The 22,778-nt window shown below is 63.8% G+C and carries 21 protein-coding genes; 12 read left to right on the forward strand and 9 right to left on the reverse strand.

Annotated elements, in window-relative coordinates:
• Nucleotides 1–143 precede the first annotated feature (143 nt).
• From SADO_RS07385 to SADO_RS07405, 5 genes are all read left to right on the forward strand, one after another.
• Nucleotides 144–2,192 (forward strand): DUF8754 domain-containing protein, encoded by a 2,049-nt coding sequence (locus SADO_RS07385; protein WP_353110536.1) that lies wholly within the window; start codon nucleotides 144–146, stop codon nucleotides 2,190–2,192.
• A 780-nt stretch (nucleotides 2,193–2,972) separates the two neighbouring features.
• The gene (locus SADO_RS07390; RefSeq protein ID WP_353110537.1) at nucleotides 2,973–5,003 is read left to right on the forward strand and encodes a TonB-dependent receptor domain-containing protein; all 2,031 of its coding nucleotides are present in this window, start codon (nucleotides 2,973–2,975) and stop codon (nucleotides 5,001–5,003) included.
• Between the two features lie 131 nt (nucleotides 5,004–5,134).
• Complete coding sequence (locus tag SADO_RS07395) at nucleotides 5,135–5,470, forward strand: hypothetical protein (protein WP_353110538.1); 336 nt, start codon at nucleotides 5,135–5,137, stop codon at nucleotides 5,468–5,470.
• Nucleotides 5,470–5,751 (forward strand): hypothetical protein, encoded by a 282-nt coding sequence (locus SADO_RS07400; protein ID WP_353110539.1) that lies wholly within the window; start codon nucleotides 5,470–5,472, stop codon nucleotides 5,749–5,751. Before SADO_RS07395 ends, SADO_RS07400 begins: the two co-directional genes overlap by 1 nt.
• Complete coding sequence (locus SADO_RS07405) at nucleotides 5,748–7,382, forward strand: PepSY-associated TM helix domain-containing protein (RefSeq protein WP_353110540.1); 1,635 nt, start codon at nucleotides 5,748–5,750, stop codon at nucleotides 7,380–7,382. The genes SADO_RS07400 and SADO_RS07405 overlap by 4 nt, the downstream gene beginning before the upstream one ends.
• A gap of 68 nt (nucleotides 7,383–7,450) precedes the next feature.
• Here SADO_RS07405 and SADO_RS07410 read toward each other — a convergent pair whose 3' ends face one another.
• From SADO_RS07410 to SADO_RS07440, 7 genes are all read right to left on the reverse strand, one after another.
• A complete protein-coding gene (locus SADO_RS07410) occupies nucleotides 7,451–7,810 on the reverse strand; it encodes a gamma-butyrobetaine hydroxylase family protein (protein WP_353110541.1) in 360 nt (119 codons plus the stop codon).
• Nucleotides 7,811–7,905: 95 nt separating this feature from the next.
• On the reverse strand, nucleotides 7,906–9,246 hold the full coding sequence (gene hslU, locus SADO_RS07415; RefSeq protein ID WP_353110967.1) for an ATP-dependent protease ATPase subunit HslU: 1,341 nt from the start codon (nucleotides 9,244–9,246) through the stop codon (nucleotides 7,906–7,908).
• 61 nt (nucleotides 9,247–9,307) lie between these two features.
• Nucleotides 9,308–9,850: an ATP-dependent protease subunit HslV gene (hslV, locus tag SADO_RS07420; protein ID WP_353110542.1), complete on the reverse strand. Its 543-nt coding sequence runs from the start codon at nucleotides 9,848–9,850 to the stop codon at nucleotides 9,308–9,310.
• A gap of 104 nt (nucleotides 9,851–9,954) precedes the next feature.
• On the reverse strand, nucleotides 9,955–10,881 hold the full coding sequence (gene xerC / locus SADO_RS07425) for a tyrosine recombinase XerC (protein ID WP_353110543.1): 927 nt from the start codon (nucleotides 10,879–10,881) through the stop codon (nucleotides 9,955–9,957).
• Between the two features lie 43 nt (nucleotides 10,882–10,924).
• Nucleotides 10,925–11,653, reverse strand: a complete 729-nt coding sequence (locus SADO_RS07430; RefSeq protein ID WP_353110544.1) for a DUF484 family protein — start codon at nucleotides 11,651–11,653, stop codon at nucleotides 10,925–10,927.
• 84 nt (nucleotides 11,654–11,737) lie between these two features.
• On the reverse strand, nucleotides 11,738–12,586 hold the full coding sequence (gene dapF, locus SADO_RS07435) for a diaminopimelate epimerase (RefSeq protein ID WP_353110545.1): 849 nt from the start codon (nucleotides 12,584–12,586) through the stop codon (nucleotides 11,738–11,740).
• 7 nt (nucleotides 12,587–12,593) lie between these two features.
• Complete coding sequence (locus SADO_RS07440) at nucleotides 12,594–13,247, reverse strand: copper chaperone PCu(A)C (RefSeq protein ID WP_353110546.1); 654 nt, start codon at nucleotides 13,245–13,247, stop codon at nucleotides 12,594–12,596.
• A 59-nt stretch (nucleotides 13,248–13,306) separates the two neighbouring features.
• Between SADO_RS07440 and SADO_RS07445 the strand changes: the two genes are divergently transcribed.
• The 7 genes from SADO_RS07445 to SADO_RS07475 all read left to right on the forward strand — a co-directional run bounded on the left by SADO_RS07445 (nucleotide 13,307) and on the right by SADO_RS07475 (nucleotide 19,103).
• Nucleotides 13,307–13,771 carry a MerC domain-containing protein gene (locus tag SADO_RS07445; RefSeq protein WP_353110547.1) on the forward strand — a complete coding sequence of 155 codons (465 nt, stop codon included), beginning with the start codon at nucleotides 13,307–13,309 and terminating at the stop codon, nucleotides 13,769–13,771.
• Nucleotides 13,768–14,262 carry a Fur family transcriptional regulator gene (locus SADO_RS07450; RefSeq protein ID WP_353110548.1) on the forward strand — a complete coding sequence of 165 codons (495 nt, stop codon included), beginning with the start codon at nucleotides 13,768–13,770 and terminating at the stop codon, nucleotides 14,260–14,262. Before SADO_RS07445 ends, SADO_RS07450 begins: the two co-directional genes overlap by 4 nt.
• Nucleotides 14,263–14,502: 240 nt before the next feature.
• A complete protein-coding gene (locus SADO_RS07455) occupies nucleotides 14,503–15,255 on the forward strand; it encodes an ABC transporter ATP-binding protein (RefSeq protein WP_353110549.1) in 753 nt (250 codons plus the stop codon).
• Complete coding sequence (locus tag SADO_RS07460) at nucleotides 15,248–15,952, forward strand: ABC transporter ATP-binding protein (protein WP_353110550.1); 705 nt, start codon at nucleotides 15,248–15,250, stop codon at nucleotides 15,950–15,952. Before SADO_RS07455 ends, SADO_RS07460 begins: the two co-directional genes overlap by 8 nt.
• Nucleotides 15,953–16,008: 56 nt before the next feature.
• The gene (locus SADO_RS07465; protein ID WP_353110551.1) at nucleotides 16,009–17,226 is read left to right on the forward strand and encodes an ABC transporter substrate-binding protein; all 1,218 of its coding nucleotides are present in this window, start codon (nucleotides 16,009–16,011) and stop codon (nucleotides 17,224–17,226) included.
• A gap of 28 nt (nucleotides 17,227–17,254) precedes the next feature.
• Nucleotides 17,255–18,157: a branched-chain amino acid ABC transporter permease gene (locus SADO_RS07470; protein WP_353110552.1), complete on the forward strand. Its 903-nt coding sequence runs from the start codon at nucleotides 17,255–17,257 to the stop codon at nucleotides 18,155–18,157.
• Nucleotides 18,158–18,185: 28 nt separating this feature from the next.
• Nucleotides 18,186–19,103, forward strand: a complete 918-nt coding sequence (locus tag SADO_RS07475; RefSeq protein WP_353110553.1) for a branched-chain amino acid ABC transporter permease — start codon at nucleotides 18,186–18,188, stop codon at nucleotides 19,101–19,103.
• A 1,014-nt stretch (nucleotides 19,104–20,117) separates the two neighbouring features.
• On the opposite strand, the gene SADO_RS07480 is transcribed toward SADO_RS07475, so the two are convergent.
• Together SADO_RS07480 and mmsB are read right to left on the reverse strand one after the other, a co-directional pair.
• Entirely contained in the window at nucleotides 20,118–21,800 is a 1,683-nt protein-coding gene (locus SADO_RS07480) for an AMP-binding protein (protein ID WP_353110554.1), read from the reverse strand.
• Nucleotides 21,801–21,877: 77 nt separating this feature from the next.
• The gene (mmsB, locus tag SADO_RS07485; protein ID WP_353110555.1) at nucleotides 21,878–22,777 is read right to left on the reverse strand and encodes a 3-hydroxyisobutyrate dehydrogenase; all 900 of its coding nucleotides are present in this window, start codon (nucleotides 22,775–22,777) and stop codon (nucleotides 21,878–21,880) included.
• Nucleotide 22,778: the final 1 nt, after the last annotated feature.

Here is a 22,778-nt window from a genome sequence, read left to right on the forward strand (position 1 = left end):
TCCGATAATCGTTGTTATGGCCATCGAAGCTACTACGCGCGCCGGGGGCGGTAAACCGCGCCCGCAATCGTTTCGCCAGTGATACAAACCCGCGCGCCTGAAGTAAGCTATTCGCACAATAAGAACATGCTGGGGAGCTGGCTTTGAAACACGTCACCACCGTCTCGATGGGTCCGTCCGCGCAGGACTATTCTTTTAAAACCAAGTTTCTGGGGAAGGACTTCACAGTCACCCGCCTGGGCGCTGACGGCGACGAGGATCGCGCCTGGGATCTGCTGCGCCGCGCGCAGGCCGACGCCGATGCGGTGGGGCTGGGGATGATCCGCGACCACTACGACGTGGGCACGCGGCGTTTCGTGCACAAGGACACGGACAAGCTGCTGAAAGTGGTGACGCGGGTACCGGCGACCACCGGCGCCGATCTGCGCCGCATGCTGCAGGTGCGCGCGGTGCGCCATGTGCAGAAGACGCTGGGCAACTATTTCAACAACGCGCTGGTGCTGTTCCTGTCGGGCACGGTGAACTACGACATCGCGGTGGAGATGTCGCAGTACACGCCCAACCTGAGCTTTGCCGACGCCGTGCTGAAGACGGGCACGCCCGCCATGTTGACGTCGTTATCGCAGCTGGAGATGTTCGCCACCGGCAGCACGATGGCCAACGGCATCTGGGCGGCCCGCAAGTTGGGCGCGGTGCTGCCCAAGCTGCCGAAGGTCAAGCAACGTTTTCTGGCCAAGGAGATGGCCAAGTCGCATGTGATCGTCGGCGCGATCGAGGATATCCGCGCCTTTGCGGGCGACGGCAATCTCAAGGGCAAGACACTGCTCAGCTCGGCGATCGATGAAGAAAGCCTGGCCTGGCTGAAGGAACAGGAGGTCAACCTCGCGATCGATATCTGCCCACAGCCGTTCAAGGAAGTGGTCGGCATCAACGTGATCGAGGCGATGATCCTCGCCGCGACCGGGCTCGAACCGCAGGATCTGTCGGATGACGATCTGGCCGAGATCATCGACGAGCTCAAGCTCACGCCGCAGCTGCTGCACCCGACCGGGCAGTTTCGCAACGTGCGCCGCTTCGCTTTCATCATCCATCCGCTCAGCCAGGAAGCGATCCGGATGGGCTTCCCGCTGCTGCCGAAATCCACGCCCAAGCGCGTGATGGACCAGATCGAGAAGGCCGCCGCCATGGTGCCGCCCATGGTGTACTGCAAGATGACGAACATCGTCTCGCCGACCGGCTCCGAGGCCGAGGGCTGGCTGATCTCGGTCGGCGGCACGCCCAAGGAAATGCTCGCCCGCAGCCCGGAATTCACCTATCGCCGGCTGCTCGCCGCCGCGGACAAGGCGCAGAAGATGGGCGCGCAGATCATCGGCCTCGGCGCGTTCACGAAGGTGGTCGGCGACGCGGGCGTGACCGTGGCCCGGCGCGCGAACCTGCCGGTGACCACCGGCAACAGCTACTCGGCGTCCGGCGCGCTATGGGCCGCCGCCGATGCCATGCGCCGCATGGGCCTCGTGGAAGCGCCCAAGGACGGCCGCGTGCAGGCCAAGACCATGGTGATCGGCGCGACCGGCTCGATCGGCTCGGTGAGTGCGCGCCTGCTGGCGATGGCGTTCGACGAGGTCTATCTCGCCGGCCGCGACCAGAAGAAGCTTGAGGCGCTGAAGGCGTCCATCCTCAAGGAAACGCCGGACGCCAAGGTGGTTGCGGCGGCCGACTACGAGGACCACCTGGCCGAGATGGACATGATCGTCACCTCGACCTCCGGCGCGGGCAAGAAGGTGCTGGACATCACCAAGGTGAAACCCGGCTGCGTGATCACCGACGTGGCCCGCCCGCTCGACCTGCCGCCGGAGGAATGCGCCAAGCGCCCGGATGTGCTGGTGATCGAATCCGGCGAGATCGACCTGCCCTCCAAGGTGCAGGGCCTGCGCGATATCACCCTGCCGGAAAACATCGTCTACGCCTGTCTGGCGGAGACCATCGTGCTGGCGCTGGAAGGCCGCTTCGAGGTGTTCACGGTCGGCCGCGATACCGAGTGGCGCAAGGTGAAGGAGATCTACAAGCTCGGCCTCAAGCACGGCATGAAGCTGGCCTCGATCTCGGGCGTGAACGGCGTGTATACGGACGAGGACATCGCCAAGGTCGTCGAGCTGGCACGCGAACGGCGCAAGACCTGGGCTTCGGGTTAGACGCCCAGGCTCGGCCAGGCTGGGCTTGGTCGCTACGAAACAGGCCACCCTGCGCTGGGTGCGGCACGGCTTGGCTTTGTTTGCGCGGGACGCATGAACGACGGGCCGCGCCGCGGGCGTATCTGATTACGCTGATGAGCAAGGCTGGCCGTTGGACGGTCCTGCGGCACTGGTCGACAGACTCATCTCCCCGACGGATCACCGGCGTGCGCAGCGAGACTGCCGCAAACAACCGATCGGTACCTGCTACCCAGCGGGCCGGATGATATCTGTCCGCCGTCGCCCCGCCGGCTCGAGATCCCGGCTGTTCCGGAACGTCACCCACGCACGCCCCGCACCCTGCGTGCCGCTCGCAAACGAACCACACCCTGCCGTGCTTTCCATGCCGGCGCCGGTCTAAGCGTAATCCGGCCAATGCATTCGACCCTCCGACGAGCCAACTCCTGCATTAGCCACTTATATTTGCGCATGCTAATGATTCTCATTAACTATGGCGCATAGGCCGAATACGGCCGCCGGGGACATGGGTATTTTGGGGTAATCGAGAACGAAGGAGAGCTTGCGGCGACGTCCGCAGCAAGGCGGGAGCGCGATCATCGAATAGCGCTCGCGCCCTGGACAGACTCAGCGCAGCCACTTGATGGCGGAACGACCCAGCAGTCGGCTGATGCCTGGCCGCTCGGCGGCCCCGTCCGTTCACGATCGACTTTCCCCTGCAAACAGACGAAGTCGCGCCAACGCGGCTTACCGGACAACCATTGGCACGAGGGAAACAAAGCCATGACATCACGACACCGCGCCGCCCGGCGCAACCGCGCCCTGCTGTACGCCCTCTCGGTAAGCGGCCTGCTGACCGCGCTGCCGACAATGGCCCAGGAAGATCAGCGCAAGGACGAAAGCGATGGCCGCGGCATGCAACTCGCGCCCGTGCTGGTCGAGGGCGTCGGCCTGGGCAACGCCGCTGCCGACGCCAACCTGGCTGCCGATATCGACCGTGAACAGATCGAGACCTTCCGGCCGTCGAATGCGAAAGACCTGTTCCGCGGTGAGTCGGGGGTTACCGTGAGCGGTAGCGTCACGGCCAATCAGAAGGTGTACGTACGCGGCATCGAGGAAACCAACCTCGCCACGACCATCGACGGCGCGCGCCAGAACAACAAGCTGTTCCACCACAACGCGACGACCATCATCGACCCGCGCCTGCTCAAGAGTGCGCGCGTGGATGCCGGCGTGGCGCCGGCCGACGCGGGCCCCGGTGCGCTCGCCGGTTCGATCGCCTACGAAACGGTGGATGTCGGTGACCTGCTCGCTCCGGACCGCAATCTTGGCGGCTATGTCGAGACCGGCTACGAGACCAATGGCGATACCTGGTCGACGCTCGGTTCGGCCTACGGTCGACAGAACGGCTTCGAGGGCCTGCTCTTTCTCAACAACGCCGACGGCGACGACTATGAAGACGGCGACGGCGACGACGTCCGCGGCTCGGCCGCCGAGCTGACCAGCGGGCTCGGCAAGGTGGCCTACGAGGCCGAGACCGGCAACCGCATCGAACTCAGCTACGAGCGCGTTACCGACGAGGGCGTGCGCCCCTATCGCGCGAACATCGGCAACATCATCGGCGGCCGCCCGGTACCCGAAACACGCATCTACGATCTCGCGCGCGAAAACGTGATCCTGTCCTACGAGAACACCCGTGCCGACGGCCTATGGGACCCGCAGGTCACGCTCGCCTTTTCCGGTACCGATCTGGAAACGACCGAAGAAGCCCTGGCCACCGGCGACACCATCCAGTATCGCGCCGACTCCCGAAGCTACAACGCCACGCTGGCCAACGAGATGCACTTCGACGGCGGCAGCGTGAATGTGGGCATCGACGGCTATACCGAACGCGCGAAGTTCTTCAGCGATTTCTACAATTCGGAGGAGGAAGCCGACAACGTGGGCCTGTTCGCGCAGGCGCGGGTGAACGCGTCGAGCCGACTGGCGCTGTCCTTTGGCGGACGTATCGATCATCAGGATTTCACAGGCACGAACGGCCAGGAACAGGACAACACCGGCATCTCCGCCAACGCGGCCGCCGAGTTTGCGCTCACGGAATGGTTCGCGCTGGAAGCCGGCGCCTCGAGCAGCTTCGGTGGCATCGAACTCGCCGAGACCTATATCCAGAACCCCGACTGGGAGTACGACGAGATCGACCCGGTCCGCGGCAAGAACCGCTTTGCCGGCTTCACCATTCGTCAGTCCAACGTGACGTTCTCCGCACAGGCTTTTCGTACCGATATCGAAAACGGCCGCACGCCGAGTTTCGGCGACGGGCCAGCGCTGACCCGCGACTTCCAGAGCGAGGGTTTTGATGTCTCCCTCGGCTACGACTGGACCACCGGCTACGTACGGGCCGCGTTCTCCAGCGTCGACACGGAGATCGACGACGGCGCCGCCGACAGCTTCCTGGGAAATTACTTCACGGTACCCATGGGTGAGACCGCCAGCCTGACCGCCGTGCAGCGCCTCGACTCGCTGGGCGTGACCGTGGGCGGTACCGTCGAGCTCGCCTTCGACGAGGATTCACCCGCCTCGGGCGGCGCAGAGAGCACCGACGCCATCCAGGAAATCGAGGGCTACGAAGTGCTCAACCTGTTTGTCGAGTACGTGCCACGCCGTTTCGATAACCTGAGCCTGCGCGCCAGCGTGGACAACGTGTTCGACGAGGCCTATGCCAACCGCGGCAACTACGGCCAGGAGTTCGCGACGGTCGAACCGTTGCAGGACCCGGGCCGATCGTTCGGCCTGTCGGCGCGACTGACGTATTAAGACGGGGCGGCGCGCCGCTGCCCGCGACTGTTGCTATGTGACCCGGCTCAAGCGGCAGAAGGGATGAACCGAATGCAATCCATGTCGAACGGGCGACTCGTTCTTGCCGCAGGTCGGACTCCACGATCGACTTGGCCGGCAAGGCGCATGGCGAGCCCGGTTTGCTGATGCTCTTGGCAAGTCTTTCATGCGGTATCGGTGCGGGCTTGATCTATTTCGCGCACCCGAACCAGACGGCGCGTACGCGGCCGCTGACGCCTGCCGTGGGCGGGCTCGGCGGGCTGTTCTGTCTGGTCGGCCTCGGCCTATGGATTGCCGAGCACGGCGCTTTGGTCGGCCTGACCATCGCGCTGACGCTCTGGATGCTGGTGTTCACGCTACTGCCGTATCTGGCGGCTTGGCTGGGTAAGCACCCCAGCCCATTGCGTCGCCCCGGCCAGCGCGGCCATTCCCGGCCGCACGGCTGATGTGGGGCCAGACGACCGCCGGGTTCCTTGCCGGTCTGCCACTGGCTTTTCTAAGCGTGGCCCTGCTCGCCAGCCCGCTGCCGTTCGAGCTGAAGACGAAGTTCACGCTCACCGTCGTATTCGCCCTGCCCATGTATTGCGTAACGATCACGGCCGCGTTCGCTGCCGCGCGCGGCTATAAGGCCTGGGGCTGGATGCTGGCGGCCAACCTCGTCTGTGGCGCTCTGTTGTTCGTCGCCGTACAGCTCGGCTGGTACGGGCTGCCGGAAGGGCTGCAATGAAAGGGGCGACGATCAAGCGTTTCACCAGTCTGCACACATGGACAGGCATCACGACCGGCGTACTGCTGTTCGTCGCCTTCTATGCCGGCGCATTGACGGTCTACAAGGCCGAGATCGACGCGTGGGCCAATCCCGTCGTACATGCCGAACTGGAGGCCGAACGCACTGAGCGGCTTTTCACTCCACAGCAGGCCGTCGAAGCCTTCATAAACAGCCCGCACTTCACGCCCGATTTCTATCTGTTCTCCTCGCGTTATCGCACCCATCTGCCGGACGGCGGCGAAACGCCGGGACGCTACGCCATCTACTGGAGTGAACGCGTCGATGGCGAACGGGTCGGCTGGGATGTGTTCGAGCCGGGCGGCCAGCCAATCCAGAGCAATGCCGCGACCACCAGCCAGGCAGCCAACTTCATCGAGCTGCTGCATTTCACCATGGGCCTGCCGGAGACCTTCGGCACCTATCTGTTCGGCGCGGTTACGCTGCTCTACGGTGTGGCGTTACTTTCCGGGCTGGTGATCCACCTGCCGCATCTGGTCAAGGATCTGTTCTCGATGCGGATCGGGAGCAACCTCAAGCTGTTCTGGCAGGACGCACACAACGTGATTGGCGTACTGAGCCTGCCGTTCCATCTGATGTTCGTGGTGACGTCGCTGGTGCTGGCACTCACCCTGGTCGCGATTCTGGGCACCAGTTTCTTCACCCTGGGCAACCAGTTTCCCACCGACCGCATAGGCGAGCTCTACGAGGTGGCGCCGCACCCGGCAGCAAGCGACACGCCGGCCGACATGCTCGATGTGCCGACCCTGTTCGCCCGCGTGAAAGAAATCCAGCCGGACTTCACCGTAAGCTCGATTCACTGGCACGGCTACGGCACGGCCACCGCGGCCGCGGAGATCTCGGGCGACTACCCGGATAGCCTGATCAGCAGCGCTGATATCCAGCTCGATGCGAGCACCGGCGCGCTACAGGGCGCCAACCTGCCCGGGGCCCACAACCCGGCATTGGCCGCCAGCGGGGTGGTCGTGAGTCTGCATTTCGCGCGCTTCGGTGAAGGGCTGGGCCGCCAGCTCGTTCGCCTGTCCTACCTGCTGCTCGGCCTGCTCGGCGCGTTCCTGTTCTACAGCGGCAACCTGCTGTGGATCGAAACCCGCCGCAAACGCCGCAATACACAGCAGCCGCATCTCCATCATGCGCTGGCGCGGCTGACAGTCGCTGGCTGCCTGGGCACGGTGCTGGGCATTTCGCTGCTGTTGCTCACCGCCAAACTGCTGCCGGCAGAATCGCTGCTGCGCGCGGCCTGGGTGCCCAACGCCTGGTATCTCGGCCTGGCCGCGAGCGCCGCCTGGGTGCTGCTGCGCCCGGTCTGGCGTGGCACCGTGGAAGTGCTGTGGGCCTGTGCCGTGATCACCGCCGCCGTGCCGATCGCCAACGCGATCATCTACATGCCACCTTGGCAAAGCGCTCTCATCGCACCGGGCGTGTTCGGCGTGGATCTCGTCGCCCTGCTGCTCGCGATCGGCTTCGCGCTGACCGCACGCGCCGCGGCCCGGCGCGCCCACAATGGCCAGCCCAACAGCGTCTGGGCCGACACGCCGCGCCTCGCTACGCACGAAGGCGCTAGCCTTTAGGCAGCGGCCTGTGTCTCGGTGCTCGCTACCCCCTGTAGCCGGGGCATCGAGGCGTTCTCAGCGCGCCGCTAGTGCCAGAGCTTGTCGCGCGAGGCCTCGGCTTTTTCCAGGCGACCGAGGTATTCGTTCCAGTTGTCTTCGTAGTTGTCGCCCAGTTCGCGCAGCGTCTCCCAGGAGAAGATGCCGGTGTTGTGGCCGTCGTCGAAATTGAGCTGGACGGCGTAGTTGCCGACCGGCTCGATCGAGGTGACGCCCACGTCGCGCTTGCCGGTGACCAGTTCCATAGGCCCGCCGTGGCCGCGCACTTCCGCCGAGGGCGAATAGACGCGCAGGTATTCCAGCGGCAGCTTGTAGTTGGCGCCGTCCGGGTATTCGACTTCGAGCACCTTGGACTTCTGGTGCAGGGTGATGTCGGTAGGGGCTTCCATGGCGTTCGCCTTGTTGAGGGCATGAAAAAGCCGGGACAGGATAAACCCGCCCCGGCTCGATGCGGGCTTTTTTCGCCCGGTATCCGACCTGTCCGCTAGAGAATATAGCGCGACAGGTCTTCGTCGGCTGCCAGATCCTTGAGCTTGCCGTCGACATAGGCCGCGTCGATCTTGAGCGACTCGCCAGACTTGTCCGGGGCCTCGAAGGAGATTTCCTCCATCAGTCGTTCCATCACGGTATGCAGACGCCGGGCGCCGATGTTCTCGGTGCCTTCGTTGACCTTGAAGGCCATCTCGGCGATGCGATGCACGCCGTCATCGGTGAACTCGATGGACACGCCTTCGGTGTTCATCAGCGCGCCGTACTGTTCGGTAAGCGAGCAGTGCGGCTCGGTGAGGATGCGCACGAAGTCCTCGGCCTTGAGCGCGTCGAGCTCGACCCGGATCGGCAGGCGGCCCTGCAGTTCCGGAATCAGGTCCGACGGCTTGGCGACGTGGAAGGCGCCCGAGGCAATGAACAGGATGTGGTCGGTGCGCACCATGCCGTATTTGGTGGAGATGGTGGAGCCTTCCACGAGCGGCAGCAGGTCGCGCTGCACGCCTTCACGGGAGACATCGCCACCGCTGCCGCCACCGGCATCGGAGCGCTTGCAGACCTTGTCGATCTCGTCGATGAAGACGATGCCGCTGTTCTCCACCTGCTCGATGGCCTGCGACTTGATCTGTTCCTCGTCGACCAGCTTCGCGGCTTCCTCGTCCACGATCTGGCGATAGGCGTCCTTGATCTTTATCTTCTTGCGCTTGGTCTTGTCGCCCTTCATGTTCTGGAACATGGACTGGAGCTGATTGGTCATCTCCTCCATGCCCGGGGGCGCCATGATCTCGAAGCTCTGGCCGCCCTGCTGCAGCTCCAGCTCGATTTCCTTGTCGTCGAGCTTGCCTTCACGCAGGCGCTTGCGGAATACCTGCCGCGTGGCGGTGGATTCCGTGGCCTTCTGGTCGGACTCGTTGGCCTCGTCCCAGTTCTGCGGGCGCGGCAACAGCGCGTCGAGGATGCGTTCCTCGGCAGCGTCTTCGGCCTTGATCCGCACTTCCTTCTTGGCGGCCTCGCGCGTCATCTTGATGGCGACTTCCACCAGATCGCGGATGATCGAGTCCACTTCCTTGCCGACATAGCCGACTTCGGTGAACTTGGTCGCCTCGATCTTGGTGAACGGCGCGTTGGCGAGCTTCGCCAGCCGCCGTGCGATCTCGGTCTTGCCAACACCGGTCGGGCCGATCATGAGGATGTTCTTGGGCGTGATCTCGCCGCGGATGGATTCATCCAGCTGCATCCGCCGCCAGCGGTTGCGCAGCGCAATGGCGACCGAACGCTTGGCTTCGGCCTGGCCAATGATGTGGCGGTCAAGTTCCGCAACGATCTCGCGCGGAGTCATTTCGTGGCGCGGCAACACCGGTGTTTCGCGGTTGTCGTCGGCTACGGTCTCGGGAGCTGTTTCAGACATTTTCCAGCACCTCGACGGTGATGTGGTGATTGGTATAGATACAGGTGTCCGCGGCGATATGCATCGCGGTTTCCGCGATGGTCGGCGCGTCCATTTCGGTGTTTTCGGCCAGTGCGCGGCCGGCAGCCTGTGCATAGGCGCCGCCGGAACCGATCGCCATGCAGGAGAATTCGGGCTCCATGACGTCGCCGTTGCCGGAGATCATCAGCGTGGCGGTCTCGTCGGCGACGAGCAGCAGCGCTTCCAGCCGGCGCAGCGCGCGGTCGGTACGCCAGTCCTTGGCCATTTCGACGGCCGACTTGACCAGCTGACCGCCGTGTTCCTGCAGCTTGCCCTCGAAACGCTCGAACAGCGTGAAGGCATCGGCCGTGCCGCCGGCAAAACCGGCCAGGACCTTGTCGCCGTAGAGACGACGCACCTTGCGGGCGTTGCCCTTGAACATGGTGTCGCCCATGGAAACCTGGCCGTCGCCGGCCAGGGCCGTCTTGCCGTTATGGCGCACGGCCAGAATCGTTGTGCCGTCGAATTGTTTCAAAGCGTTCTTCCCGCGTTGACGTCGATCTGTTTCGAGTTGGGGCCGTGGCGAACCCGATTCAAGAAAATTCGTTCGCGGGCCGTACGGCCGCCGTTCAGTTTGGGCTATTCCTCGGCGCCCTCGACGCTTTCATGGGCGCGTTGATGGGCACGCGGATGCGCGGCGTCGTAGACCTTGGCCAGATGGGCAAAATCCAGATGGGTATAGATCTGCGTGGTACCGATATTGGCGTGACCGAGCAGCTCCTGCACGGCACGCAGATCCGCGCTGGATTCGAGCACATGGGTGGCAAAGGAATGGCGCAGCTTGTGCGGATGCAGGTGCACCGGCAGGCCGTGGCGCTGCGCCCAGCCGTCCATTCGGGCGGCCACGCTGGAGCGCGACAGGCGCGTGCCGCGCGCGGATACGAACAGCGCCGTCTCGCCGGCCGCGGCCCACTGCGGGCGAATGCGCAGCCAGTTCTTCAATGCGGCAATGGCGCGTGAGCCGATCGGTACGCTGCGCTGGCGCGAGCCCTTGCCGAGCACGCGCGCTTCGCCGCCAGCGAGATCGACGTCGTGCACATCGAGACCCACCGCTTCTGCCAGGCGCACGCCGGCGGAATAGAACAGTTCCAGCAGGGCGTGGTCGCGGATATCGATATCCGCCTCGGGGGCGACATCCAGTATGTGCGCCAGATCGTCCACGTCCACCGTTTCCGGCAGTCGCGGGGGGCGCTTGGGGGCGCGGACATCGAGCCCGGGATTGCGTGTGGCCAGGCCTTCGCGCATCTGCCAGACATAAAAGCTGCGCAGCGCCGAAACCAGCCGCGACAGGCTGGCGGGCTTGAGCCCGGCCCGATGGCGGGCGGCGACGAATTCGCGTAGGTCGGCCGTCGTCACGCGCGACCAGTCGGCCACGGCGCGCTCCTCCAGCCAATCTCGGGCCGTACCGAGATCGCGCGCATACGCGCTGTGCGTATGCGCGGAGACACGCCGCTCGTGCGCGAGATGCTCGAGAAATGCCTCGACCCGCAGCGACAGTTCGCTCATGCGTCAGCCCTCGCCGGCCCGCGATGGGCCGGCCGAATACGCGCTAGGGCAGCGCCTCGCGACCCAGCAGGCGCTGGAGTGCTGCCGTGACCAGCTCGCCCATCAGCTCAAGGAACAGCGTGCCCATATCCGGCACGAAGCGCGTGCCCTTGCGGCTGGCCAGTACCAGCGCGCCGTGCACGCCGTTGGTGCCGAGCGGAATCATGGCCGCGCTGGCGAGTGCCGGCACATCGTTGCTCCGCGTGGAAAACAGCGCTTCCGACTGCTCTTCCGACAGCGGGCCACAGATCGGCTTGCCTCGACGATAGACGTTGGTCAGCGCCTTGCCGGCGGCATTGTCGTCGACGATCGCATGGATCTCCCCGTCGGCCAGGGCTTCGACTTCGCCGCTGTTGCCGGACAAACCGACATAGATATGGTCGACATCGAGATGCTGCTGCAGGCAGTACGCCAGCTCGGGCACCAGCTCGGCGGCGGTGCCGGCCGAAACCAGCACCTTGGCCAGCCGGTTGAGCTGAACCACGCGCTGCTCGTTGTCACGCGCTTTTTCCACCAGATCGTTGAAGCGCGACTGCAGCTGGCGATTGGTCGTGCGCAGACCGTTGACCTGGCGCTCGATCAGCGACACGGCCGAGCCGCTTTCGTGCGGCACGCTCAGCGCTTCCAACACCGCCGGATAGCGGCTGATCAGATCGGGATGGGCCTGCAGATAGGCCGCGACTTCGGCTTCGTCGAGTTCAGGAGTGGGACTTTGTTTTTCGGCTTCGTTCATTTCGAACCATCTCTTGACGTGAGAAAACGCTCACACGGCCTGACGGCCCCCAATAGAAGGCGGCGTTGTGTGGCGCCAGCGCCGTTACGCCTTCGACTCCGACGATACCAGCTTGCCATCGAATACGCGCTCGGCCGGACCACTTAAATATACCGGCTTCGACGGTCCTGCCCAGTCCACCTCGGCGACGCCCCCCGGCAACTCCACGCTCACATGGCTGTCCAGCGCGCCAGAGGCTATGCCGGCGACCACTGCAGCGGCGGCGCCACTGCCACAGGCCAGTGTCTCGCCGGCCCCGCGTTCGTACACGCGCAGGCGTACGCGATCACGCGCGACGACCTGCAGGAATCCCACGTTCACCCGCTCGGGAAACGCCGGATGGCTTTCCAGCGAAGGGCCGACGGTCTCAACAGCAGCGCTGTCCACATCTTCTACGCGCAGGACCGCATGCGGGTTGCCGATCGCAAGTGCGGCAAACTCGACAGGCCCGCCGGCGACATCATCGAGCGTATAGCTGTCGGCCTGCTCGAAGTCGGCGAGCGGAATCTCGGCCGGCGCAAAGGCCGGTACGCCCAAGGCGACACGAAAACGATGACCGCCCAGATCCTCGATCACCATCTGGCCATCGCAGACATCGACGATGATCTCGCGCTTGTCCGTGAGCCCCTGTTCGCGCACATATCGTGCAAAGCAGCGCGCGCCGTTGCCGCACTGGCCGGATTCGCTGCCGTCCGAATTGAGGATGCGATAACCGAAGTCAGCGTTGGCGTTGCGCGGCGGGTCGACGATGAGGATCTGGTCGCAGCCGATGCCGAAATGCCGATCAGCGATGGCGCGGGCGGCAATCGCATCGAGCTCGATCGGCGTCCTGCTGCCATCGAGCACGACGAAGTCGTTGCCGAGGCCGTGCATCTTGGTGAAATTCAGCTCCATCGACTCGTCATTCGGCGCTGGCCGAATCCTCGTTGGCGTCACCGGCAGTTTCACTTTGGTCCTGGTGCCTGGACTTGTTCTTGTCCATCCCGTCACCGTTCATGGAATCACCGTGATCCATCGACCCATGATCCATATTGCTGTGGTCCATGCCCTGGTCGCCCGACGTCGGCGCGCCCGGCTGTTCCGCTCGCACGGTCGCGGCGACCGGCAGTTCCGTGCCCTGGTCACCACAGGCCAGGATCAGCTCGACCTGGTCGCCCGCGGCATAGGCCTGGCTGGGCGAGAACAGCATCACGTGACGACCACCGGAGCGGAACTCGACCGTTTCGCCGGCCGGTATGGCGACCTGTTCCATGGGCTGCATGCTGGCCTGGCCATCGTCGTCGACCACGGTCTCGTGCATTTCGGCGCGATCGAACTGGCTGCTGCTGACGCCGGTCAACACAACCTTGCTGTCGCCTTCGTTCACGAGCGTGAAATAGGCACCCATCACATCGGCACCGGAAGGCGCTTCCCGCACCCACGGTCCCTCGACCTTGAGGCCGCCGCAATCCGGCGCCTGGGACTCACTGCAGCCCATCAGCGCAAGCGAGAGCACCCCCGCCACCATGGCGGCAGCGTAACCACGCATTCCGAGTGCATTTTCTCGCCGTCCCATACTCGCTCCTTTACAAATGTTATATATTAACGATTCGGCTTATCCAATCAGGCGCCATCGTGAGCCAGGGCTCATCCCACAATGTTACCGGCAAACTCGACAAGGCCGCAGTCGCCCTGTCGGCGCTTTGTCTTGTGCATTGTCTGGCGCTGCCGCTGGTGCTCGCCCTGTTTCCGGTGTTCGGCTTTGCGGTGGTCGAACACGGCACGTTCCATCAGCTGATCCTGATCGTGATCATCCCGACGACCGTGGTCGCACTCGGTGCAGGCTATCGCCGCCACCGGCGCAACGTCGTGCCGCTGTTCGGCACCCTGGGCGTGATCGCGCTGATACTGGCGGCCTTCGGTGCCCATGCACTGGGCGCTGATATCGTCGAGCGGTCCGTTACCGTGGTCGGCGGGCTGTTGATCGCGGTCGCCCATATTCAGAATTTTCGTTACACGCGATCGGGCCACTGCCCCCGTCATGGCCATTCGCACGTAGGTGAAACCTGTACGCCTCCGGAAACCCCGCCATCCTCATGACTGCCAGCCGTCCGAAATCCGTATTCAACGCCCACGGCCATGATCATTCGGCCTGTATTTCCGATGCGCTGACACGCGCAGAGTTGCTGTGCAACGAACAGGGCCTGCGCCTCACCGCGATCCGTCGGCGCGTGCTGGAACTGATCTGGGACAACCATCGCCCGACCAAGGCCTACGATCTGCTGCATACGATCGGCCAGGAGCGCGGTAATGCTGCGCCGCCGACGGTCTACCGCGCGCTGGATTTCCTGCTCGACGCCGGGCTGATCCACAAGATCGAGTCGTTGAACGCTTTCATTGGCTGCGATGCCGGCCACGGGCAAGGCCATCCGAAGTTCCTGATCTGTCGCTCCTGCGAACGCGTGGCCGAGATTCCGAGCCCGGAAGTCGACCATGCGCTGGCGCATGAGGCGAAGCGTGCCGGCTTCAAGATCGATCACGAGACGATCGAGATCGGCGGCACCTGCCGGGCCTGCGCCAGCGAAGCCTGAGCGCGTCGGCCACCAGCCCGGCTTCGCCAACCCACTTCATACTGCAGCCTTTCTCCTGCAAGCATTTCGCGTAGCCATACGCGACTAACGTCGAATAACCCGCGTGCCACCGTGCCAGTAGAGTCGGACGAGAACTGACGAACTTGTCACCTTTTATACGACTCACCGATAAAGCGGCGGTATGGCACGACCCATCAACCGAACGACACGGCGACGCCCGCATAACCTGACGATCGGGTCATGACGGACGCGATCCTCAAGGCCCGGGGCCTGACCAAGACGTTTGCTGGCTTTGCGGCCGTGAGCAATGTCGACCTGGACGTGGAGCGCGGCAGCATCCATGCGCTGATCGGGCCCAATGGCGCCGGCAAGACCACGGTCTTCAACCTGCTCACCCGCTTCATCGCGCCGACGTCCGGCAGCATTGTCTACGACGGCACGGACATTACCCGGCACAAGCCCACCGATATCGCCAACCGCGGCATGGTCCGCTCGTTCCAGATCTCGGCGATCTTTCCGCACCTGAGCGTGATCGATAACGTGAAGGTCGCACTACAACGGCATCTCGGCCTGTCCTATCACTTCTGGCGTTCGGACAAGGTGCTCGATACGACTACCGAGCAGGCAATGAAGCTGCTCGAGGAAGTCGGACTGGCCGAGTTCGCCGAAACCACGAGCGTGGAGTTGGCCTATGGCCGAAAACGCGCGCTCGAAATCGCGACCACCCTCGCGCTTGATCCGAAGCTGATGCTGCTCGATGAACCGACCCAGGGCATGAGTGCCGAGGACGTGGGAAAGGTCACTGCACTCATCCGTCAGGTCGCCGCCGACCGCACCATCCTGATGGTCGAACACAACCTGAAGGTCGTCTCGACTTTGGCGGACAAGATCACCGTGCTCAATCGCGGCGAGATTCTGGCCGAGGGGCCGTATTCGCAGGTCTCGAAAGACCCGGCCGTGATGGAAGCCTATATGGGAACGGCCCATGCCTGAGTTGCTCGAGATCAAGGATCTGAACGCCTGGTACGGCGAGTCGCACATCCTGCACGGCGTAAATCTGACGGTGAGCGAAGGCGAAGTCGTAACCCTGCTCGGGCGCAACGGCGCCGGCCGCACGACCACGCTGAAATCCATTCTCGGCATGGTCGACAAGCGCAGCGGCTCGATCACCGTCGGAGGCAAACAGGTCATCGACCAGCCCACCCACAAGATCGCGCGCCTGGGCATGCTCGGCTACTGCCCGGAGGAGCGCGGCATCTTCGCGCGCCTGAACGTGGACGAAAACCTCGCCCTGCCGCCCAAACTCGGCGACGACGGCATGAGCATGGACGAGATCTACGCCATGTTCCCGAACCTCGCCGAACGCCGGCGCAGCATGGGCATGCAGCTGTCCGGCGGCGAACAGCAGATGTTGGCGATGGCACGCGTACTGCGTACCGGCGCCCGCCTGTTGCTGCTCGACGAGATCACCGAAGGCCTTGCGCCCGTCATCGTTCAGGCACTGGGCGACACCATTCGTCAGATGAAGGATCGCGGCCTGACCATCGTGCTGGTGGAACAGAACTTCCATTTCGCCGCGCCGCTGGCCGACCGCCACTACATCATCGAGCACGGCCAGGTGGCCGAGGTGATCCAGTCGCACGAGGCCGAGACCAAGAAAGAACGCATCAACCAGTTCCTGAGTGTCTGAATAACGCGTCTTGAAGCATTAAGAAAATGGGGCAGAGCCCCGGGGGAGAGACCACAATGAACAAATCACTCGTCACCGCCGTCTGCGCCGCAGGTGTCGCGGCCTTCGGCTCCACCGCCCTCGCCGCCGACGGCGCAACCAACGGCAGCGTCAAGATCGGCGTGCTCAGCGACATGTCGGGCGTCTACAAGGCGATCGAAGGCCCGGGCGCCGTGATCGCAGCCGAGATGGCCGTCGAGGACTTTGGCGGCTCGGTGCTGGGCGAAGAGATCGAGATCGTCTCCGCCGATCACCAGAACAAGGCCGACGTGGCCTCGTCGATCGCGCGCCGCTGGATCGACCGCGACAAGGTCGACATGCTCGTGGGCATGGACAACTCGGCAGTCGGCCTGGCTGTGCAGGGCCTGGCGTCCGGCAAGGACACGATCACCATGAACACCGGCGCCGGCTCGGTGGAACTCACCGAAAGCCAGTGCTCCAAGTACGGCATCCACTACGTCTACGACACCTACGCGTTGCCGGTCGGCACCGCGACCGCCATGGTCGAGAACGGCGGCAAGAGCTGGTTCTTCATCACTGCGGACTACGCCTTCGGGCATTCGCTGCGCGACAACACCTCGCGCGTGGTCAAGGAAATGGGCGGCGAGGTCATGGGTAGCGTGGAAGCGCCGCTGAGCACCACCGACTTCTCCTCCTACCTGCTACAGGCCAGCAGTTCCGGTGCCGACGTGATCGGCCTCGCCAATGCCGGCGGTGACACGGTCAACTCGATCAAGCAGGCCAACTCGTTCGGCATCGTGCAGCGCGGCCAGAAACTGGCCGGCATGCTCGTCTTCCTGACCGACGTGAAGGCACTCGGCCTGGATACGGCCAAGGGCCTGCAGTTCACGACGGCCTTCTACTGGGACCGCAACGAGGAAAGCCGCAAGTGGTCGCAGCGCTTCTTCGAAAAGCACGGCGCCATGCCGACCATGGTGCAGGCGGGCGTCTACTCGGCCGTGATGCACTATTTGGAGGCGATCAAGGCCTCGGGCAGCGACGCGGCCGCACCAGTGCGCAAGCAGCTGGGCGAGATGGAGCTCAACGACTTCTTTGTCCAGAACGGCAAGATCGAAGCCAACGGACTGATGTCGCATGACATGTACCTCGCCAAGGTGAAGACGCCGGAAGAATCTGAAAGCGACTGGGACCTGCTCGATATCGTGAGCACGATTCCCGCCGCCGACGCCTACATCCCGATCTCCGAAAGCGCCTGCTCGCTGGTCAAGCAGTAAGGCCACGGGCAAGCAAGGACTGTAAGCCATGAACCTCGACGCCATACTGGCGCAGACGATGCTGGGGCTGAGCCAGGGCGTGTTCTACGCCATGCTCAGCCTCGGCCTGGCGATCATCTTCGGGTTGCTCAACGTCATCAACTTCGCCCACGGCGCGCTCTACATGCTGGGCGCGTTTGTGGCGTTGATCGGCTATTCCTATATCGGCCCATGGTTGGGCTACCCGGATTTCCAGATGGGGTTCTGGTGGGCCCTGTTCGTCGCACCACTGGTCGTGGGCTGCTTCGGCATGCTCATGGAGCGGTTCATGCTGCGCCGTCTGTACCAGTTCGACCATATCTACGGTCTGTTGCTGACCTTCGGCGTCGCCCTGGTACTGCAGGGCGTACTGTCCAACTATTTCAATATTTCCGGCACGGCCTATCCGGCCACGCCGGAAATGCTGAACGGCATCGTGAACCTCGGCTTCATGTACTTCCCGAAGTACCGGCTGTTCGCGATCGTCCTGTCGATCATCGTCTGCTTTGCGACATGGTTCATGATCGAGCGCACCAGCCTCGGCGCGGTGCTGCGCGCCGGCCAGGAGAACCCGAAGCTGGTCGAGGCCTTCGGCATCAACGTACCGCGCATGGTCACGCTCACCTTCGGCTTCGGCGTGGCGCTGGCGGCACTCGCCGGCGTGCTGGCCGCACCGATCTATTCGGTGAGCCCGCTGATGGGCGCGGACCTGATCATCACCGTGTTTGCGGTCGTGGTCATCGGCGGCATGGGCTCGATTCTCGGTGCCATCGTCACCGGCCTCACGCTCGGCCTCGTGCAGGGGCTGACCCAGGCGCTCTATCCGCCGGCGGCCAATACGGTGATCTTCTTCATCATGGTGATCGTGCTGCTGATCCGGCCGGCGGGCCTGTTCGGCAAGGCCGACGGATGATCACGGCGACCTCGGAACCGTATTTCGTATGAACAAAGTCTTCTGGGTATTGCTGATCGTGCTGGGGCTGGCCGCGCCCTGGCTCATGTATCCCGTGTTCGCGATGAAGCTGCTGTGCTTCGCGCTGTTCGCCTGCGCGTTCAACCTGCTGCTGGGCTATGTCGGGCTGCTGTCCTTCGGTCACGCGGCATTCTTCGGTGGTGCCGCGTATATCACCGGGCATGTAATCACCGCCTGGGGCTTCGCCCCGCTGCCGGGCATTCTCACCGGCACCCTGTTCGCCATGGTGCTGGGCGCGATCTTCGGCGCGCTGGCGATCCGCCGCCAGGGCATCTATTTCGCGATGATCACGCTGGCACTGGCACAGATCATCTTCTTCCTCGCCCTCAAGCTGCCGTTCACCGGCGGCGAGAACGGCCTGCAGGGCATCCCACGCGGCACGCTGCTGGGCGTGTTCGATCTGAACCAGCCGATCACGATGTACTACTTCGTGTTCGCGATTTTCATGGCCGGTTTCCTGATCATCTATCGCACCATCCACTCCCCGTTCGGCCAGATCCTGACCGCCATCCGTGAGAACGAGCCGCGGGCGCGTTCGCTGGGCTACAACGTCGAGCGATTCAAACTGATCGCCTTCACGCTCTCGGCCACGCTGGCCGGCACCGCCGGTGCCACCAAGTCCGTGATCTTCCAGTTCGCTTCGCTCACCGACGTGCACTGGCAGATGTCAGGCGAGGTGGTGCTCATGACCCTGCTCGGCGGCATGGGCACGCTGTTCGGGCCGATTGCCGGTGCGGCTGCAGTCATCACCCTGCAGGACGAGCTGGCCTCCTTCGGCTCTTGGGTCCAGGTCGCCATCGGCGGTATTTTCGTGGTCTGTGTGCTGTTGTTCCGGCGCGGGTTTGTGGGTGAACTGGCGCGGATGTTGAAGGCGAAGTCGAGCTAGCCGGAGCTGGCGCCTAGCGTGGCGCGACGCTTCCCTCGTGCAACGACTTGGCCGTGTTCTGGGCGACGAACCATTAATCCGACGCACGCCTGACGCCTTCTATCTGAATCAACCGCGCGGCTAATTTTGGCCTGGGGTTTCGCGCTGCTGCGCGAGTGTCTTTTATTTGCTTGTCCAAATAAAAGGCACCAAAACAAAAGACACCCTGTCTTGCGTCGGCGCTTCGCGCCGATACCCTGCGCGGCTCCGGCCGAAAGCGGGCCAGCCGGAAACTCGCTTCGCTCAGACATCCGGCTGTCTGTTTCCGCTTTCGGCCTCCACTGCTCGGCGCTACGCCCAAGGGGCCCAATACAGAAAGCTCGCTTTCGCTCGCTCAAGGCCGAGCCGCGACCTTCTTTGATTGAAGTAGCCGAGGGCATAATCCGGCGGGATATTGGGCAAGCGCTTCGACTTAGGCTCGGCGGTTTATCTTGCCTCGAGTGTTGAGCATCAATGTCTGTATTCATCCCCTTGCACGGCGACGGAGACGCGCAGCGGCGAAGGGTGTCCGGCGCACTGCGCCGGTGCGGCCAGCTGTTTGAGGATCGCCAAAGCGATCCGAGTTCTGGCCGCATCCCTTCGCCGCGAGCATCGGAGTGCACCGGCGCTTTGCGCCGGCGCCGTGCCGGGAGTCTTTTTCTTTGCTTACTTTCTTTTGGACAAGCAAAAGAAAGAAAGTCGCACAGCAGTGCGAAACAAAAGCCCCCTCAAGCTCGTGAGTGCCGAAAGACTCGTGGCCCTAACCCTTCCGGTTTCTCTATCAGCGACGTAGCCGCCATCGACTCAAAGTTTCACGCAAATGCTTGGCAGCAGCGCTCTGTGTTCGGCACTAGCCGGAAGGCGGTCAGGCTACGTGCGACTCAGACATCCGACTGTCCGCTCATTGTTTCGGCTCCGCTGCTCAACAGAGCGCCGAGGGTGGCTAATTCCTAGCCAGATTGCTCGGCCTTTGGCCCATGCCCAATGCAGTTTTCTCTATTCCTTGAGCTCCGGAAAATCAGCTTCTGCATAGGCAAACTCGCCCTTCTCATTCCCCGCCGCATGCGCACGAAGCTCCACACGCCGTATCTTCCCCGAAATGGTCTTGGGCAGTTCAGCAAACTCCAGTTCGCGTATCCGCATGTAGGGCGCCATCCGTTCACGAGTGAAGGCGAACAAGGCTTTTGCCGCGTCCGGGCCGGGCTCGTGGCCGCGCCGGAGCACGATATAGGCCTTGGGCACGTTCAGGCGCAAATCGTCCGGCGACGGCACTACCGCCGCTTCGGCCACGGACTCGTGTTCGATCAGGATCGACTCCAGTTCGAACGGGCTGACACGGTAGTCCGAGCTCTTGAACACGTCGTCGGCGCGGCCGACGTACCAGTAGTAGCCATCTTCGTCGCGGCTGGCGACATCGCCGGTGCGGTAGTAGCCGTCGTGCAGCGCCTTGGCCATGCGCTCCGGGTCGTCGCGGTATTCCTGCATCAACCCGAGCGGCCGATCGGCGCGTACGTCGATGGCGATCTCGCCCTCGTCGCTCTCCTCATCGAAGGTGTTCAGTAACGCGATCTTGTAGCCCGGCAACGGCCGGCCCATGGAGCCGGACTTCATTTCCTGTGCCGGCGGATTGCCGATCTGGGCCGTCGTCTCGGTCTGGCCATAGCCGTCACGGATCTTGAGCCCCCAGAGTTTTTCGACGCGCGAGATGACTTCCGGGTTGAGCGGCTCGCCGGCGCCGACCAGGCTTTTCAGCTTCATGTCGTAGGCCGATAGATCTTCCTGGATCAGCAGCCGCCAGACGGTCGGCGGCGCGCACAGGCTGGTCACGCCCTTGTCGGCGATGACCTGCAGCGCTTCGGGCGCGGAGAAACGCGCGCTGCGATAGACGAAGACCGTACAGCCGGCATCCCAGGGCGCGAACAGATTGGACCAGGCGTGCTTGGCCCAGCCCGGCGAGCTGATATTGAAATGGATATCGTCCGGCTGCAGGCCGAGCCAGTACATGGTCGACAGCGAGCCGACCGGGTAGCTCTGGTGGGTATGCAACACCAGCTTAGGCTTGGAGGTCGTGCCGGAGGTGAAATACAGCAGCATCGGATCGGTGACGCGAGTCACGCCATCGGCCTCGAACTCGGTCGAGGATTCATAGGCGGCCTCGTAGCCGATCCATTGGCCACAGGGCTCGCCGGCAACGATGCAGGTCAGCCCGCCGGCCACCCCTTCGAACTTGGCGACGTGTTCCTCGGCGGCGAGAATATGCGTCACCCCGCCGCGGGCGAGCCGGTCGCCCAGATCCTTCTGCGACAGCAGTGTGGTCGCCGGGATGACCACCGCGCCCAGCTTGATCGCCGCGAGCATGGTTTCCCAGAGCTCGGTGACGTTATCGAGCATGACCAGCAGCGTGTCGCGCCGGCCCAGGCCCTGGTCGCGCAGGAAATTCGCAACCTGGTTGGAGCGCTGGCGCATCTGCTCGAAGCTGTAGCGATGCTCGCTGCCATCGGCGTCGACCAGCCATAGCGCGATCTTGTCGTTGCCCTTCGCGTAGTCGTCGAACCAGTCCAGCGCCCAGTTGAACTCGTCGAGCTCGGGCCAGCGGAAAGCCTCGTAGGCCTTCGGATAGTCCTCACGCAGGTCGAGAAGCTGCTGGCGGGCGGCCTTGAATGCGTCTGCGGAATGCATCGCCTTCTCCTTTTCTCGCGGTCGGCGGTCCGGGATCGGCCGCCGTGATTGTTGTTCTGGCGGGTATTACGGCCGCGTCAGTCGAGCGACTGACCCTTGAGCAGATTGAAAATGCTCGAGAAATCGTCGCCGCCGTGGCCCGACTGGCTATGCACCGAATAGAGGTTTCGCGCCATCGAGCCCAGCGGGGTCGCCACGCCGTTCTTGAGGCTGGAGTCCATCGCCAGGCCCAGATCCTTGAGCATGAGATCGACGCCGAAGCCCGGCTTGTAGCCGTTCGAGGCCGGCGCGTTGTCCATCACACCCGGATAGGGGTTGTAGACATTGAGCGCCCAGTTGCCGCCCGAGGCGTTCTTCATGATCTCGGACACCACGGCCGGATCGAGGCCATTGGCCACGGCCAGATTGATGGCCTCCGATGTGCCGGTCATGAGGATGCCCAGCAGCATGTTGTTGCACATCTTGGCAACCTGACCCGCGCCGGCCGGGCCGGCATGGAAATAGGTCTTGCCCATGACGTCGAACAGCGGGCTGGCGCGTTCGACCGCCTCGGCCTCGCCGCCGACCATGAAAGTCAGCCCACCGGCCTTGGCGCCGTTCACGCCGCCGGAAACCGGTGCATCGATCATCGACAGGCCACGTTCGGTGGCCGCTTCCGCGACCTGGCGCGACGTCTCGGCATCGATGGTGGAGCAGTCGACCAGCAACGTGCCCTTGCCGACCGCGTCGAGCAGCCCGCCCTCGCCCATGTACAGATCGGCGACATGCCTGCCGGCCGGCAGCATGGAGATCACGATCTCGGCGTCCTTGGCGGCCGCGGCCGCGCTGCCGGCCTGTTTGGCGCCGAGCGCGGCGGCATCGGCCATGGCCTGTTCGACCAGATCAAAAACGGTGAGCGTATAGCCGGCCTCGATCAGGTTGGCGGCCATCGGCGCGCCCATGTTGCCCAGGCCGATAAAGGCGATTGTGCCGGACATG

Source organism: Salinisphaera dokdonensis CL-ES53 (assembly GCF_040361215.1).
In the GTDB taxonomy this organism is placed as follows: Bacteria; Pseudomonadota; Gammaproteobacteria; order Nevskiales; family Salinisphaeraceae; genus Salinisphaera; species Salinisphaera dokdonensis.